Source organism: Streptomyces sp. NBC_01003 (genome assembly GCF_045162695.1).
In the GTDB taxonomy this organism is placed as follows: Bacteria; Actinomycetota; Actinomycetes; order Streptomycetales; family Streptomycetaceae; genus Streptomyces.
Genome location: NZ_CP108707.1, coordinates 9,434,201 through 9,449,190 on the forward strand (window position 1 = coordinate 9,434,201; position 14,990 = coordinate 9,449,190).

Consider the following 14,990-nt stretch of genomic DNA (forward strand, 5'->3'; position numbering starts at 1 on the left):
CGAGTGTGGCCGCCATGCGCACACCACTCTCCGTCGTGATCGGTGCGGGCGGCACCGGCGGCCACATCTACCCAGGGCTCGCGCTCGCCGAAGCGCTGCGCCGGGCCGCCCCGGACGCGGTGATCTCCTTCGTCGGCACCGAGCGGGGCCTGGAGACCAGGCTGATCCCGGGCGCCGGATTCCGCCTGCACACCGTCGACATGATCCCCTTCGACCCGGCTCTCGGCGCCAAGCGCTACCTGCTGCCCGCGGCACTGATCAGGTCCGGTGCCCAATGCCGCAGCATTCTGCGCGCTCAAGGTGCTCAGGTCGCCGTCGGCATGGGCGGCTATCCGAGCGCCCCCGTCATCGTCGGCGCACGTATGGCCGGGCTGCCGAGCGTGATCCATGAGTCCAACGCGGTGCCGGGCCGCGCCAACCAGTTCGCCGCGCGGCTCACCCCGCACATCACGGTCGCCTTCGACCGCAGCCGCGCGCACCTGTCCGGCGGCAAGGACGCCGACACCGTCGGCATGCCGATCGCCGCACAGCTCGCCACCCTCGACCGGACCGCCCTGCGAGCCGAGGCACGGCGGGTCTTCGGCATATCCGACGGCGCGCGCGTCGTGCTCTTCAACGGGGGCAGCCTCGGCGCGGCTCGGCTCACCGAGGCGGCCGTCGGGCTCGCCGCGCGCTGGCGGCATCGCCCCGACGTCCAACTGCTGATCAAGACCGGGCCCGCCGCGCTCGACGAGACGCGGCGGCGGCTCGCGGACTCCCCGGTCGCGCAGGCCGTGCCGTACCTCGACCGGATGGACCTGGCGTACGCCGTCGCCGACCTCGTCGTCTGCCGGGCCGGTTCCGCGACCGTCGCCGAACTCGCCACCACCGGTGTGCCCGCCGTCCTCGTGCCGTATCCGCACGCCCCCGGCGATCACCAGACGCACAACGCCCGCGTGCTGTCCGACGCGGGCGCCGCCCACCTCGTACCCGACGGCGAAACGACCGCCGAGCGGCTCGCCGCCCTCGTCGAGCCGCTGCTCGCCGACCCGTCGCGGCTCGCGGCGATGAGCCGCGCCGCGGACCCCGGAAACCACGCCCACGCGGCGGACCTGCTCGCCGCGAAGGTGATCAGTCTCGCCAGGACCCCCAACTCACCCGTCCACGAAATGGAGTTCACCTCATGACCGATCACAGCAACTGGACCAACCGCACCGTCCTCGTCACGGGCGCCGAGGGCTTCATCGGCTCGACACTCGTCGACATGCTCGTGGAGCGAGGAGCGAAGGTGCGCGCGATGGTGCACTACAAGCCGTACGCGGAGAAGGGCTATCTGGCGCGCTACCTGAGCGACTCGCACAGCCCCGTCGAGATGATCGCCGGCGACGTGCGTGACGCGGGCCGCGTGATGGACGCCGTGGCCGGCTGCGACACCGTGTTCCACCTGGCCGCGCTCATCGGCATCCCGTACAGCTACGACTCGCCCGGCGCCTACGTCCAGACGAACGTCGTCGGCACCGAGAACATCGCCGAGGCCTGCCGCCGCCACTCCGTACGCCGCCTGCTGCACACCTCCACCAGCGAGGTGTACGGGACCGCGCTGACCGCCCCCATCAGCGAGACGCACCCGCTCCAGCCGCAGTCCCCGTACTCCGCCTCCAAGATCGGCGCGGACATGATGGCGCTGTCGCACTGGCACGCTTTCGAACTGCCGGTGACGGTGGTGCGGCCGTTCAACACCTACGGTCCGCGGCAGTCCGCGCGCGCCGTGATACCGACCATCCTGTCCCAACTGCACGCGGGCGCGACGGAGATCAGGCTCGGATCGCTCACCCCGACCCGCGACTTCACCTACGTCACCGACACCGCGGCCGGCTTCCTGGCGCTCGCGGACTGCGACCGGGCGCTCGGCGAGTCGGTCAACCTCGGCACCGGGCGGGAGATCTCCATCGGGGACCTGGCGACCGCGCTGATCGCCGCGTCGGGCCGGGAGGCGAAGGCGGTCGTGGACCCGGCACGGCTGCGGCCGTCCGGCAGCGAGGTGGAGCGGCTCCTCTCCGACAACGCGAGGGCAAGGGAGTGGGCGGGGTGGCAGCCTGAGGTGTCCCTGGAGGACGGGCTGAAGCGGACGTCACAGTGGGTGGCCGAGAACATCGCGCTGTTCGCGACGGATCGGTACCAGGTCTGAGCCTGGGGTGTCGTGTGGTGCGGTGTGTCAGGTGGCTGGGGGAGGCCAGGTCGTCGGGTGACCCGGTGTGCGCGGCGCGCAAGGCCGTGGTCCCTTGCGCACGAGGCCGTCGGGCGGCGGATCTTCTTGCGTCATAGGCAAGATCTTATGCGCTGAACGAAATGGCACGTACGGTCGATGTCATGACGCACCCCACGCACCGGACGCCTGCACCGCACGGTTCTCCCGCACACTCCCAGCCGCACGGACATGGGTCCCATGAGGCCGGCCATGGCGCCCTCGACGCCCACAGCCACGGCACACATACGCATGAGCAGGACGGCCTGGCGGAGCTGCTCGACCTCGATGCCGACCTGTTCGCGCCTCAGCTCGCCGCCGCGATGCGTTCCATCGCGGAGCTGGCCGGGGACGATGTCGAGCGGATCGTGGACCTTGGTGCCGGAAGCGGCACCGGAACGTTCGCCCTGCTCAAGCAGTTCCCCTCCGCGCAGGTGACGGCCGTGGACAGCTCCTCACACATGCTGGAACAGCTGACCCGAACCGCTGCCGCCAAGAACCTGGACGCGCGCGTCCACCTGCTGGGAGCGGACGCCGGCACGGGCCTGCCGGGCGTCACCGACGCGGACCTCGTCTGGGCCTCGGCCTCCATGCACCACATGGACGACCCCGCCGCGACCCTCGACATCATCTTCAGGGCCCTGCGCCCGGGCGGGCTCCTGGCCGTCGCCGAACTGGACGGGATGCCGCGATTCCTCGCCGACGACGCGGTGCCGGAGCGCCCCGGGCTGGAGGTCCGCTTCCGCGAGGCACTCACGACGCTGCACGCCGAAGAGGTACCCCACATGGGAGCCGACTGGGGCGCGCTGCTGGCATCGGCCGGATTCACCCTTGAGGACGAACGCACAGAGAATCTCGAACTGCGCCCGCCGTCGGGCGGCAGCGCCGGGCTCTACGCGCACGGCACGCTCAGCCGCATCCGCGGCGCCCTGGAAGGCCGCATCGACCCGGCCGACCTGGAAGCGCTCGAAACGCTCGTGAACGGCGGCCCTGCGGACGTACGCCACCGTGACGACCTGGTGGTCCGCTCCACGCGCCAGCTCTGGATCGCACGCCGCCCCACGGACAGCGGCTCGTAGCGACCGACCGAGGGGCGACCGGCCGAGGGACTGACGCGAGGGTTGGTTGAGGGTGTCGATTCACGCGATGCCGCTCCGACGTCTCTACTGGAAGGCGCCATGCCCCATGGGAGCGGACATGGCACGGCCGGTGCGAGACATTCGGAGGAATTGCCATGCAGACACTCACCGTCGATGTGTTCGTCTCGGTTGACGGGTATGCCGGCAGCGCGACATCGCCCGCCTACTTCGGCTACTTCGGGCCCATGCTCGAGGAGTGGATCCACGAGGAGATGGCAGGGCCGCAGCTGGTGCTCATGGGGCGGCGCACCTACGAGGCCCTCGCGGGTCTCCCCGGGGAGTCGGGTGGCCCCGGTGCGGACCCGATGCTCGGTGTGGACAAGGTCGTCTTCTCGTCGACGCTGAAGACGGTCGCCTGGCAGAACACGCGCGTGTGCCAGGACGACCTGATCGCCGAGGTAACCCGGCTCAGGAGCGAAGGCCATGTGCCGCTGCGGACCATGGGCAGTCTGTCCCTGGCCCGGCAGCTCCTCGACGCGGGCCTCGTGGACCGGCTGAGACTGATGACCTTTCCGCTGCTCGTGGGGGAGTCGGGCCGCGAGCCGTTCTTCGCCGGTGTGGACTCGACAGAACTGGAGCTGGTCGCCCATCACGATCTGGACAACAGGGTGCTGATGATCGAGTACCGGCCCACAGGACGCGCGATTCCGCAGGCCTGAGAGCTGGGCACCCGGCGCCTGGGGAGGCCGTCAGAGGTTGTGCGCCGTTTCGTGGCGTGGTTGGTAGAGCCCCAGCTCGCCACCGCCCGGCAGCCGGATCCCGGTCTTGAGACCCCACCCGGCGTTCGTGACCGGGGTGCACTCGACCCCCTTCGCCGAGAGCTCGTCGACCGTCGCGTTGACGTCGTCGCACATCAGGTACAACTCGTGTGACGGTGCGGCGGCGGGGTGGACCGCTACCTCGGCCGGAGGCAGCTTGAAGATGAGCCAGCCGTCGCCGGCGTCGATGTGCGGATACTCCAGAACGTCCCTGAAGAAGGCGCGATCCGCCTCCGCGTCGTGGCTGTAGATGATGACGTGAGCGCCGCTGATCATGCGTGCAGGGTACTGACCGCTGGGGGCGGAGCCCGGATATGACGCCGTGTCCGAGGCAGTGGCCTGGCGACATGAGATGACAAGGAGCGTGAACACCATGGCTGAGGAGTACGTGAGCGCCACTCTGGCTGTCGCCGTGTCCGCCGCGAGAGCGTTCGCGGTGTTGGCGGATCCGAGGGCACATTCTGCGATCGACGGCACCGGCTGGGTTCAGGAATCCGTCGACCGGGCGCCGCTGACCGAGGTGGGCCAGATTTTCCGGATGGACATGTATCACCCCAACCACCCGAACGGTGACTACCAGGTGGTCAACAAGGTCCAGGTGCTGGACCCGCCGCGCGCCATCGGCTGGCTGACGGGGTATCGCAAGGACGACGGTCACCTGGAGTTCGGCGGCTGGATCTGGCGTTATGACCTGGAGCCGCTCGGTCCGTCCGAGACCGAGGTCACGGTCACCTACGACTGGTCGGCGGTGCCACAGTCCATCCGGGAGTACATCCACTTCCCGCCGTTCGGCCCTGAGCACCTCACCAACTCGCTGCACCACCTGGCCGAGCTTGTTACGGGCCCGCGCTGAGGCGGCGAGTCGGGACCTCCCCGCTACGCGGGGAATCGGGGATCCCTGCTACGCGGTGCTTCAGGGCCGGCGACCGACGAGCCCGGTCAGCGAGGACATCGTCGTGCGCGGCGGCTGCCGCTGGTCGCGGTCCGGGCGCAGGACCGTGCGGAACGCGACCCGGGCGAGCGCTCCGAGGACGAACCCGTAGCAGGCGACCAGCCCGTGGCCGTTCTCCTGGGTGAACCACATCGCCAGGCCGAGCACGGGTACCGCGAGCGCGAGCAGGCGGTTCTTGCGGACGGCGTTACCGGGTGAGCTCTCGTCGGCTGAGGCCCCGGCGCCGTCCGAGGCCAGGCCTTGGGCATCCTTGTCGGGCGCCTGACCAGCCCCGCCGTGCAGTAGCAGTGCCGCGGCCAGCGTCGCCCCCAGGAAGTAGGTCGCGCCCGAACTGCCCGCGAAATTGCGCGGATCGGTGCTGTGGGAGGTCTGGCCCCACAGCGCGTCGATCCGCTCGGGCAGCAGGATGCCCGCGGCGAACAGGCAGAGCGTCAGTGGCGCTCCCCAGAACCACTCGGCGAAGCCCGCGACGGCGGCGAGGGTCGCGATGTTCCATGCCGCCCCGCCGAAGCCCCCGTTCTGCATGAAGACCGAGGTGACCACACGCCACCAGCCGGACTTCGCCGGGTCCGCGTCGAGCGCCCCCATCGCCCCCGACCAGCAGAGCTGGAGGACGACCCCGGCGAGCGCGATCCCGGTCAGGCCCGATGCCGCCCAGGGAATCCGCCGCCCGCCCAATGTGGTCTCACCGACCAGAGCCAGACCGCCTTTGAACATGAGCACCATCAGTGCCGCCGTGGTCACGTTGAACAGCACGCTGCCCATCGTCACCCCCCTTCGTCCCCCGCCGATCTGCTGATCGGTCGTGACAGTAGCGCGGCGGCGCCCATTTTCAAACGGTGTTTGAAAAGCTGCTCGTGCTCGCTCTCGTGCTCGCTAGACTGCGGCCGTGAAGCTGACCGCAGACCGAATCATCGACGCGGGGATGACCGTATTCGCCGAGACCGGCTACCACGGCTTCTCCATCCGGCAGGTCGCGGAACGGCTCCATGTGCACGCCGGCAGCCTCTACTACCACGTGCCGAACAAGGCCGCGCTGCTCCAGCTGATGGCCGACCGCGTGGCCCGGCAGGCGTACGACGCCGGCACCGCGGCCTTGGCCCAACTGCCGGGGCAGGACAGCTGGCAGACGCGGGTCACCGCGCAAGCCATCGCCGTACGGCAGAGCATCCAGCAGCATCCCGGCGGGGCGATCATGCTCGCCGGCAGCCCCAAGACGCTCAGCCCCGGCGCGCTCTGCCTGATGGAGCGACTGCTCGACACCCTCGCCGAGGCCGGCGTCCCTGGCGAGGACCGCGGAACCGCTGCCGACGCCGTGCTCAGCCATGTCACCGGCTACGTGCTCCAGGAGCAGAGCGAGCCGCCCGCCATGCCGGTCACCGGTGAGGACATCGCCGCCCTCACCCAGCGCTTCCCCCGGACGTTTACCGCCGCGGCCGCCCACCACCCGGACGAGAAGTTCACCCGCAGCCTGGACCTGGTCTGCGCCGGTATCGCGACGCTCATCCCGTGAAACCTCGTCGTCGGTGACCGCTCCCGCAGTGCCGGACGTGGAGACGCACGTCACATGGGGCCATGTCACAGCGCGCGGAGCCGTTTCGTCATAGGGGTGTAGGCATCGGCAACGACGGAGGAGTTCACGATGAACGCCCGTTTGAACATGTTCGGCAACCCGACGGCCATGAAGGTCTGGAAGCACATCATCGCGGCGAACCAGGTGCTCGCTGAGTCGTCGGTGCCGCACGCGACGCTGGAGCTGGTGAAGATCCGCGCCAGCCAGATCAACGGGTGCGGCGGCTGCCTCGACATGCACACCAAGGACGCCGCTGCCGCCGGTGAGACCTCTACGCGCCTCAACCTCGTCGCGGCGTGGAGGGAGGCCAAGGTCTACACCGAGGCCGAGCGCGCGGCACTGGAGCTGACGGAGCAGGGCACCCGTCTTGCCGACGCGGCCGGTGGTGTCTCGGACGAGGTCTGGGCGAACGCCGCCAAGTACTACGACGAGGATCAGCTCGCAGCCCTGGTCTCGCAGATCGCACTCATCAACGCGTTCAACCGCGGGAACGTCATCATCCAGATGCCGGCCGGCGACTACCAGCCCGGCCAGTTCGGATAACTCGTACCGGACAGACGATGAGCTGTGCCTGGCCCGGCGGTGCTGTCCGGACGACCGCCGGGCCGCGGGCTGACCTGCCCGTTCGGATGGCCATGCTCGCAGGCCGAATGAGGACATCTGCGAGATGGCGCAGGACATGGTGGTGGAGAGTGTGCGCATGGAGTTCTTCTGCTACCACCGCGATCGTCTCGACTCCCTGGCGCTACGCCATGAGTTGCTGGAAGACCACTGGTCCTACATGGACCGGTACGGCAAAGAGCTGATCGCTCGCGGCCCGACGCTCAGCAGCGACGGTGAGGAGCCGACGGGGAGTGTGCACATCGTCGACCTGCCGGACACCGCCGCGGCACGCGCGTTCGCGTTCGACGAACCCGGCTATCAGGCCGGCGTGTACCGGGACGTGATGCTGCGCCGTTGGCAAAACAAGCTCGGGCGCACCATGTGGGACTACCCCGGTGGCCCCACCGAAGGGGACCGATACCTGGTGCTCGGCCTCGGCGCGGGGCACACTGCCGACCTCGACGTGCCAGCCGATCAGGACGACCTGATCGCGTACGGGCCTCTGCTGTCCGACGACGGCGTCACCTGGCTGGGTACGGCGGCGCTGGTCCGGGCGCCGGACCCGGACACCGCGTGTGCCGTTCTGACCGTGGGTCTCTACGCCGAGATCGAGGTCCACAACTGGCAGTTCGGCGGCAGGCGGTGATGACGGCCGTCACCCCGCCACAAGAGCGGAAGACGAGCGAGCCGTGCAACGATTCTGGCCCGCCGTGCGTCAGTTATCCGAGAGTTCACTTCGATGCTCGAGGGACGTAAGTAAATGCAACGCGAGTGTGTCTTCGGGATCGCCGGGGCCGTGCTGTTTGCCACAGCCGGCATCACCGCCTGTCAGGGCGACGCCTCGGCCGTGCCGTCCGGCGCGGCGCGGGTCGTCAAGGACACCGATGACGAGGCGGTCGTCGAACTGTCCGACGGACGCCGGGTCTCCCTGCGCTACCAGGCCGGTACGGGCCTGCTCGAACGGCACCGGAGCGCCGTCGACAAGCCCTGGTCCACGTCGAAGACCGTCTACGCCACCAAGACCGACCCCTGCCGGGGCGTCGACCTGAAGGCATACCGCGCCACCGTCACCGTGCGCGCCAACTTCGGACAGTACTGCCGGGACGGCGAGCCTCCGACGGAGAGCGCCGCCGCCGTCGGCACCGGTGGACTGGGGAAGTGGGACACCCACATCGCCAAGAACTGGGACGGCTGGGACCGGGTCGACATCGCCCGCGACGGGAAGTCGGCGAAGTTCTCGTCCAAGTCATCGGCCGGCACGACGACGCTCGCCTGGCGCGTCGGCAAGGGTTTCGGCGAGGTCGCGACCACGTACAAGAGGCTCGGTGAACGGTTCCTCGGCACCTGGCGCGCCGAGGACGGCAGCCACCAGGTGACCTTCCGGCAGAGCAAGCTCAACGTGCCCGCTTCGGCCACCGTCGAGATGCTCAACGGCCCCACGTGCAGGGTCCGCATGGACCTGATCAACATCTGGGAGGACCGGGTACAGCCCAGGGGAGCCAAGGTCCTGGAAGGCGAGAAGACCACGTACTGCCCACCCGAGGAGTTCAACTCCGAGTACGTGGTGGCGACTGCCGACGGGCCGATGGAGCTCAGGAACCTTGGCGACACCACGCCACTGGTGACGTACCGGAAGTCGTGATGCAGGCGCCAGGGGCGTCGTCCGTCTCCTTGCCCGCTCCCGGGCTTGCGTTCCGGTGATGGGGGAGGCGAGGATCGCCGGCATGGTCAAAGGTGTGATGTTCGACTTTTCCGGGACCCTCTTCCGTATCGAGTCGGTTTCGGAATGGCTGGGAGCGGTTGTCGCCGAGGCCGGACTCGATATCGGTGAGGACGAACTCGCCGCGTGTGCCGGTCGGTTGACCGAGGCGGGGGCTCTGCCCGGAGGGGCTCCACCTCGCGCGCTGCCGTCGCATCTCGAGGGGCTGTGGCGTGAACGGGACCTCAGTGCCGAGCAACACCGTGCTGCGTACACCGCTCTTGCCCGCGAGGCGTCCCTCCCGTCGGCGGAGCTGGCCGAGGCTCTGTATGACCGGCATCGCATTTCGGCCGCATGGCGCCCCTATCCCGACACCGAGGCGACTCTTCGTGCTCTGCGTGGGCGGGGCGTTCCGGTCGCCGTGGTGAGCAATATCGGCTGGGACCTGCGGCCCGTCTTCCGCGACCACGGTGTCGACAGCCTCGTCGACGCGTATGTCCTCTCCTTCGAGCACGGCGTGCAGAAGCCGGATCCGGGGCTCTTCCGAGCGGCCTGCGACAAGCTCGGACTGCCGCCCGGCGAGGTCCTCATGGTCGGCGACGATCGCGTCGCGGACGCCGGGGCTGCGGCGCTCGGGTGTCCGGTTCATCTGGTCGACCACCTGCCCGTCGATCGACGCCCGAACGCACTGCGGGCGGTTCTTGACCTCGTCTAGCTCGTCTGCGAATCAGTCCGGGACAGCTCTCGAGCTCGCCCACTCCTGCGATGCCCTGGACCGCTCGGCGGACGCGCTCACCGTCCTGAACCAGGCCCGCGCCGTCCGGCACGGCCTCGGAGAGTACGCCCCCAGCCTGTACACGGAGGGGCATGCAACCGCTCTCCACGACCTCTCCGACCTGTACCGCGAGTACGACCGTCCGGTGGCGGAGAGGATCCTTCTGCGCCACGCGCACCCCCTCTACCGCCGGCTGTCCCGCGTGACCGAGGAGGGGCGCGAGGGGTTGGCGTGGTGTCCGCATGGCCTCGGCACGAGCTACGCCACGTCCTGGGCGACGGCCGACCGGGCGGTTACGTCCCTGCGGGAGGCGTACGAGCTGCGCGTACAGCTGTCGGCCGGCGACGCGAGACATGAGGAGGACCTTGCGAGCACCTGCGCGCAGCTGGCCCGCGCCCTGCTGATGACGAGCTCCTTCCACGAAGCCGTCCGTATCGCGGAGCACGAGGTGAGCCTTCGCGGCCGCCTGTTCGTCACGAACCGGGCCCGCTACGAGCGCCCGCTGTGTTTCGCGCTCCTACGGTTGGCCGAGGGGCGGGCGCCGACGGGGAACGAGGTCGAGGCACGGCGCACCGCACTGCAGGCGGGGCAGGCCTGCCTGACGCTGGTCGACCGCCCCGGCGAACCGCCGGCCGAGCGCGCGCTGCTCCTGTGCCGACTGGCCAGAGCGCTGAGCCGGACGGGCTGTTCGATCAACACACGGCACCCGCGACGAAGGACCCGTTCTCCCGGGACTGACCAGGTCTGTCGTGTGTTCCGCCGAGAACCTCTCATCCGCCCGGACGGAGTCGTCGGACGCCATGAAGCACACGGACTTCCGGCAGCATCAGGGGCGTTCGCGACTACGCTCGTATGTCGTGAACGCCTACTTCACGACGGAACAGTGCCCCAGCTGCGGCTGCCATACCGACGGCCTGTCCAACAGATTCGCCTGCACTTCCTGCGACACGGTGTGGACGTCGGGGGACCCGGACTCGGTCGTGAGCCCTCGCACGAGCGTCATGTGACGGTCAGGCAGCGCTGGTTCGTCAAACCCTATGGCTTGGGCCGGCCGGGGCGGGCAGGGCCGCCCTTGTCGAGTTGCTCGGCCAGGTCGTCCAAGTCGTCGGCGTACAGGTCGAATCGGTCCTCGGCGGTGGGCGGGTCGCCGACGGGGCGGGTGACGTAGGCGGTGCGCAGGCCGAGGGTTCGTGCCGCGCGCAAGTCCCACGCGTGAGTGGCGACCATCAACAGCCGCTCCGGCGGTCGTGCGGAGACGGTGACGGCAAGCCGGTAGACCGCTGGGTCCGGCTTGTAGGTCCGGGCGTCCTCGGCGGACAGCGCCTGGTGCCAGCGCAGGCCGGCGTGGGCGTTGACTTCCAGCAGTGCCGTCCGGCTCGCGTTGGAGAGTCCGATCAGCGGGAACCGTTCCGCAAGTCGGGCGAGCCCCGCCACGGTGTCGGCCCAGGGCGGGAGCCGGCGACCCGACACGGCCAACGCCGTTACAGCGGAAGGGACGTCGACTCCGGCGGCGTCGGCGACTAGCTGGGCCGCTTCCCGGTTGAGAGCGTCACTGGTGACGTAGGGCCGGCCACCGTCGACGATGCGACGCTGCTCGCCGTCGATGTGCTCCTGCCACAGCGACAGAAGGTCTTCGACCTGCGGATCGTCGAGCAACGGATCGAGTTCACGAATGCCGGCGCGGATACCGGCGGGCTCGTCGACGAGCGTGCCGAGTACGTCGAAGACGACGGCATCGATCTCCAGCTCCGGCATGGGCGAGGTCTCCGTGTGAGGGGCGAAACGCCTGATGGTCGAACGTAACGGGAGGTCGCAAGGGGTGCAAGTTGCGCTGGACGCTTGCGGCCGAGTGGCAGACGGCTCCAGGTAGCCCCTAGCCAGTTGTGACGAGCGCCACAACGTCTGGTTCGAACTTCCGTACTCGCCGCGCATCTTGTCGGTGTCGGTCACTCGACGGCTTCGGTAACGCACTCCTTCCGTAGTCGTCGACTCCCTTTCACCGAGGAACTTTTAATGGGTTATCTGCGCGGATTCATCCCCTGGATCGTCGCCGGCGTCGTGTCGTCCTTCGACTGGCGCTGGGGCGCGGTCGGGGGTCTCGTCACGGGGCTGCTGCTCCTGCTGCAGGACCGCCGCCGCGGGGTCGGCCTCGACGCTCTGATCCTGGAGATCAGCACAGTCCTGTACTTCGTCGTGGTCGGCGCCGTCGCCGTCTCCAGGCCCGACTCCGGCCTGGCGGACCACACCGACGTCATCTCCTTCGCCTGGCTGGCCGCCACCGCCTGGGGGAGCCTGGCCATCCGCCGTCCCTTCACGCTGGGCATCGCACGGCGCCAGACACCCCGCGAGTACTGGGACATGCCGGAGTTCATCCGGGTCAACAACCACATCACCAGTGCCTGGGGCTCGGGCTTCACCTTCATCGGCGTGAGCCTGGCTGTCTGCGGCGCGGTGGACGCCCCTGCCTGGGTGGGCATCGCGGCCCATGTCGCCGGTCTCGTCGGCCCCGCCGTCTTCACGAAGGTCTATCCGGCCCGGGCCCAGGCCCGGCTGCTGGCGGCCCAGGCCGCGCCGGTGGCGACCTCTCCCCGCACCAAGACCAAGACCAAGACCACAACGAATGAAGGAGTTGGCGCATCGTGAGCACCACACCTGAAGCAGGGCGGGCAGGGCAGGCGGGGCAAGCAAGGATGGCAACGCAAGCTACGAACGTCGTTCTCGTTCACGGCGGCTTCGTCGACGGATCGGGCTGGAGGGGGGTCCACGAGCTGCTGCGCGCGGACGGCTACAACGTGAGCGTCGTCCAGAACCCCACGCTCTCGCTCGAAGGCGACGTTGCCACGACCAACCTGACACTCGACGCTCAGGACGGTCCGACCGTACTCGTCGGACACTCCTACGGCGGAGTCGTGATCACCGAGGCGGGCAATCACGAGAACGTGACGGCGCTCGTGTACGTCACCGCGTTCGCGCCCGACAAGGGCGAGTCCGTGAACACCCTCATCGCCGACCCTCCGCCCGGGGCTCCCGTCCCTCCGATCCTCCCTCCCCGCGAAGGGTTCCTCTTCCTGGACCGGGAGAAGTTCGCCGCGTCGTTCGCCGGGGACCTGCCCGCCGACGAGGCCCGGTTCCTCGCTGACTCCCAAGTGCCATGGGGCGTGGACGCGTTGGGCGGGACGGCCGGACAGCCCGCCTGGCGATCCAGGCCGAGCTTCTACCTGGTCGCCACCGACGACCGCATGATCCCGCCCCCTGCGCAGCGCGCCATGGCCGAGCGGGCCGGCGCGACGGTGGTCGAAACCGGCGGCAGCCACGTCGTGTATGTGTCCAGGCCCGCCGAGGTGGCCGCGCTCATCAAGAAGGCCGCTTCAGGAGTGACCGGATGAGGAACCTGAGCTGACGGGTGCGTTCCCTCTATCGACGTGGACGGGGCCACCGGTGAGGACCTCTGTCTGCGGGCCCGACGGGTTCCCTGACGTGCTCGCCGCCGGTGTGTCCCAGAGGGCCACGCGTGTGATGGCGGCCGGTCAACGGCGGTTCAGCGTAACGACGTTCACCGAATGCTCTCCCCTGCGGATCCCGTGCCCCCTCACGGGATCCGCAGGGGGCTCCACCGGGGCGACGGCCCCATGGCACTCGGCACGAGGTAATTGCCGCAAGTCGACATCGAAGCCAGGAAAGCAGAGCAGTATGACCGACGAGACCACCCTTCCCCTGTATCTCCGGGGCCGCTTCGCCCCGGTCCCCGAGGAGCGAGACGCGGCGGATCTCACCGTGAGAGGCTCCCTGCCGCCCGACCTGGACGGCCGCTATCTGCGGAACGGTCCCAACCCGCTGCCCGGCGAGGACAAGGGCCACTGGTTCACCGGCCCCGGCATGCTCCACGGCATCCGGTTGCGGGGCGGCCGCGCCGAGTGGTACCGCAACAGGTGGGTCCGCACAAGGGAGTTGGAGGGGCATCCGTTCATCCGCGCGGACTCCACCGTCGACCTGGCTGCGACGCCGGCCAACACCCACGTGATCCGGCACGCCGACACCGTCCTCGCCCTGTGCGAAGTGGGGCTCCCCTACTGGGTCACTCCGTCGCTCGAGACCGTCGGACCGTACGACTTCGCGGGACGGCTGACCACCTCGATGACCGCACATCCCAAGGAGGACCCGGTCACGGGCGAACTGCACCTGTTCGGGACCGGATTCGCCCCACCGCACCTCACGTACCACCGGGTCACGGCGGAGGGAGTACTGCTCGACAGCCGCCCCGTCGACGTGCCGGGACCGACGATGATGCACGACTTCGCCATCACCGAGCACCACATCGTCTGGATGGACCTTCCCGTCGTCTTCGACCCCGCCCTGGCCGGACAGGGGGGCATGCCCTACCGGTGGGACGACGGTTACGGCGCACGGCTGGGCGTCATGTCCCGCACGCCCGGGAGGGCCGCCGTGCGGTGGTACGACGTCGATCCCTGCTACGTCTTCCATGTCGGCAACGCCTACGAGGACGCGCAGGGAAGGATCGTGCTGGACGCGGTGCGTTATGACCGGACCGGCTTCCAGCACACGTGGACAGGCATCGGCGGCCCCGCGGGCCCGAGCGGTCCGGTCGGCGTACGGGAGCCGGATCCTGCCTCCCAGGCCGATTCCGTCCTGTACCGCTGGACGCTGGACCCGTCGACCGGCCGCGCGGACGAGTCCCAACTCGACGACCGCACAAGCGAGTTCCCCACCCACAACGAGACTCTCACCGGGCGCCCGAACCGCTACCTGTACACCGTCAACGGTGACGGCATCGCCAAACACGACCTCACTCGGAGCACGGGACGCACCTATGAGACGCCCGGTAGCCGCTCCGCGGGGGAGGCGGTCTTCGTGCCGGCGGCGGACGGCGCGGCCGAGGACGAGGGCTGGCTCCTGTCACTCGTCTCGAACGACGAGGGCGAGGCGGGGGAGTTGCTCGTACTCGACGCCGCGCAAATGACCGTACAAGCAGTGGTGGAACTGCCCTACCCGGTTCCGTCCGGCTTCCACGGAAGCTGGCTGCCGGAGCCCGCCCCCCGGTCCTGACGCTCGGCTGACAGAGGAGTCCTGTCAGAGGGGTCGTAGCCGCCATGGTGGACGCCGAGAAGCTGCACCGGCGTATTCTCCCCGGCAAGCGACCCTCGACCTGATACCCAAGGTCTACCCTTCGCGCATTGCCGAGCGGCAGGAAGGGAGATTCCAACTGCCTGGCAATACACGGGTTTTGAGCCGCGGGGACCGACCCTGAG

16 protein-coding genes are annotated in these 14,990 nt (G+C 69.3%); 13 read left to right on the forward strand and 3 right to left on the reverse strand.

Translation table 11 applies throughout. From position 1 onward, the window contains the following. Positions 1-14: 14 nt before the first annotated feature. The 4 genes from OG698_RS43350 to OG698_RS43365 all read left to right on the forward strand — a co-directional run bounded on the left by OG698_RS43350 (position 15) and on the right by OG698_RS43365 (position 4,022). A complete protein-coding gene (locus OG698_RS43350) occupies positions 15-1,166 on the forward strand; it encodes a UDP-N-acetylglucosamine--N-acetylmuramyl-(pentapeptide) pyrophosphoryl-undecaprenol N-acetylglucosamine transferase (RefSeq protein WP_406109643.1) in 1,152 nt (383 codons plus the stop codon). Continuing rightward, positions 1,163-2,167, forward strand: a complete 1,005-nt coding sequence (locus OG698_RS43355) for a GDP-mannose 4,6-dehydratase (protein WP_406109644.1) — start codon at positions 1,163-1,165, stop codon at positions 2,165-2,167. Before OG698_RS43350 ends, OG698_RS43355 begins: the two co-directional genes overlap by 4 nt. 182 nt (positions 2,168-2,349) lie before the next feature. Further along, positions 2,350-3,303 (forward strand): class I SAM-dependent methyltransferase, encoded by a 954-nt coding sequence (locus OG698_RS43360; RefSeq protein ID WP_406109645.1) that lies wholly within the window; start codon positions 2,350-2,352, stop codon positions 3,301-3,303. Between the two features lie 155 nt (positions 3,304-3,458). Continuing rightward, positions 3,459-4,022 (forward strand): dihydrofolate reductase family protein, encoded by a 564-nt coding sequence (locus OG698_RS43365; RefSeq protein ID WP_406109646.1) that lies wholly within the window; start codon positions 3,459-3,461, stop codon positions 4,020-4,022. Between the two features lie 30 nt (positions 4,023-4,052). Here the strand turns inward: OG698_RS43365 and OG698_RS43370 are convergent, their stop codons facing one another. Further along, positions 4,053-4,397: a VOC family protein gene (locus OG698_RS43370; protein ID WP_399980948.1), complete on the reverse strand. Its 345-nt coding sequence runs from the start codon at positions 4,395-4,397 to the stop codon at positions 4,053-4,055. 97 nt (positions 4,398-4,494) lie between these two features. Between OG698_RS43370 and OG698_RS43375 the strand changes: the two genes are divergently transcribed. Continuing rightward, the gene (locus OG698_RS43375; protein ID WP_406109647.1) at positions 4,495-4,974 is read left to right on the forward strand and encodes a polyketide cyclase; all 480 of its coding nucleotides are present in this window, start codon (positions 4,495-4,497) and stop codon (positions 4,972-4,974) included. A 60-nt stretch (positions 4,975-5,034) separates the two neighbouring features. On the opposite strand, the gene OG698_RS43380 is transcribed toward OG698_RS43375, so the two are convergent. Further along, the gene (locus OG698_RS43380; protein WP_406109648.1) at positions 5,035-5,838 is read right to left on the reverse strand and encodes a hypothetical protein; all 804 of its coding nucleotides are present in this window, start codon (positions 5,836-5,838) and stop codon (positions 5,035-5,037) included. Positions 5,839-5,962: 124 nt separating this feature from the next. On the opposite strand from OG698_RS43380, the gene OG698_RS43385 reads away from it, so the two are divergent. From OG698_RS43385 to OG698_RS43405, 5 genes are all read left to right on the forward strand, one after another. Then, entirely contained in the window at positions 5,963-6,586 is a 624-nt protein-coding gene (locus tag OG698_RS43385; RefSeq protein ID WP_406109649.1) for a TetR/AcrR family transcriptional regulator, read from the forward strand. Positions 6,587-6,715: 129 nt separating this feature from the next. Then, positions 6,716-7,189, forward strand: coding sequence for a carboxymuconolactone decarboxylase family protein (locus OG698_RS43390; RefSeq protein WP_406109650.1), 474 nt, complete (start codon positions 6,716-6,718; stop codon positions 7,187-7,189). 157 nt (positions 7,190-7,346) lie between these two features. Next, positions 7,347-7,895 carry a YciI family protein gene (locus OG698_RS43395; protein ID WP_406111611.1) on the forward strand — a complete coding sequence of 183 codons (549 nt, stop codon included), beginning with the start codon at positions 7,347-7,349 and terminating at the stop codon, positions 7,893-7,895. 114 nt (positions 7,896-8,009) lie between these two features. After that, complete coding sequence (locus OG698_RS43400) at positions 8,010-8,891, forward strand: hypothetical protein (protein ID WP_406109651.1); 882 nt, start codon at positions 8,010-8,012, stop codon at positions 8,889-8,891. A gap of 58 nt (positions 8,892-8,949) precedes the next feature. After that, complete coding sequence (locus tag OG698_RS43405; protein WP_406111613.1) at positions 8,950-9,663, forward strand: HAD family hydrolase; 714 nt, start codon at positions 8,950-8,952, stop codon at positions 9,661-9,663. A gap of 1,095 nt (positions 9,664-10,758) precedes the next feature. Here the strand turns inward: OG698_RS43405 and OG698_RS43410 are convergent. Then, positions 10,759-11,478, reverse strand: coding sequence for a haloacid dehalogenase type II (locus OG698_RS43410; RefSeq protein ID WP_406109652.1), 720 nt, complete (start codon positions 11,476-11,478; stop codon positions 10,759-10,761). 258 nt (positions 11,479-11,736) lie between these two features. Between OG698_RS43410 and OG698_RS43415 the strand changes: the two genes are divergently transcribed. From OG698_RS43415 to OG698_RS43425, 3 genes are all read left to right on the forward strand, one after another. After that, the gene (locus OG698_RS43415; protein ID WP_406109653.1) at positions 11,737-12,366 is read left to right on the forward strand and encodes a hypothetical protein; all 630 of its coding nucleotides are present in this window, start codon (positions 11,737-11,739) and stop codon (positions 12,364-12,366) included. A gap of 47 nt (positions 12,367-12,413) precedes the next feature. After that, positions 12,414-13,109 (forward strand): alpha/beta hydrolase, encoded by a 696-nt coding sequence (locus OG698_RS43420; protein ID WP_406109654.1) that lies wholly within the window; start codon positions 12,414-12,416, stop codon positions 13,107-13,109. Positions 13,110-13,413: 304 nt separating this feature from the next. Continuing rightward, positions 13,414-14,787, forward strand: coding sequence for a carotenoid oxygenase family protein (locus tag OG698_RS43425; RefSeq protein ID WP_406109655.1), 1,374 nt, complete (start codon positions 13,414-13,416; stop codon positions 14,785-14,787). Positions 14,788-14,990 lie beyond the last annotated feature (203 nt).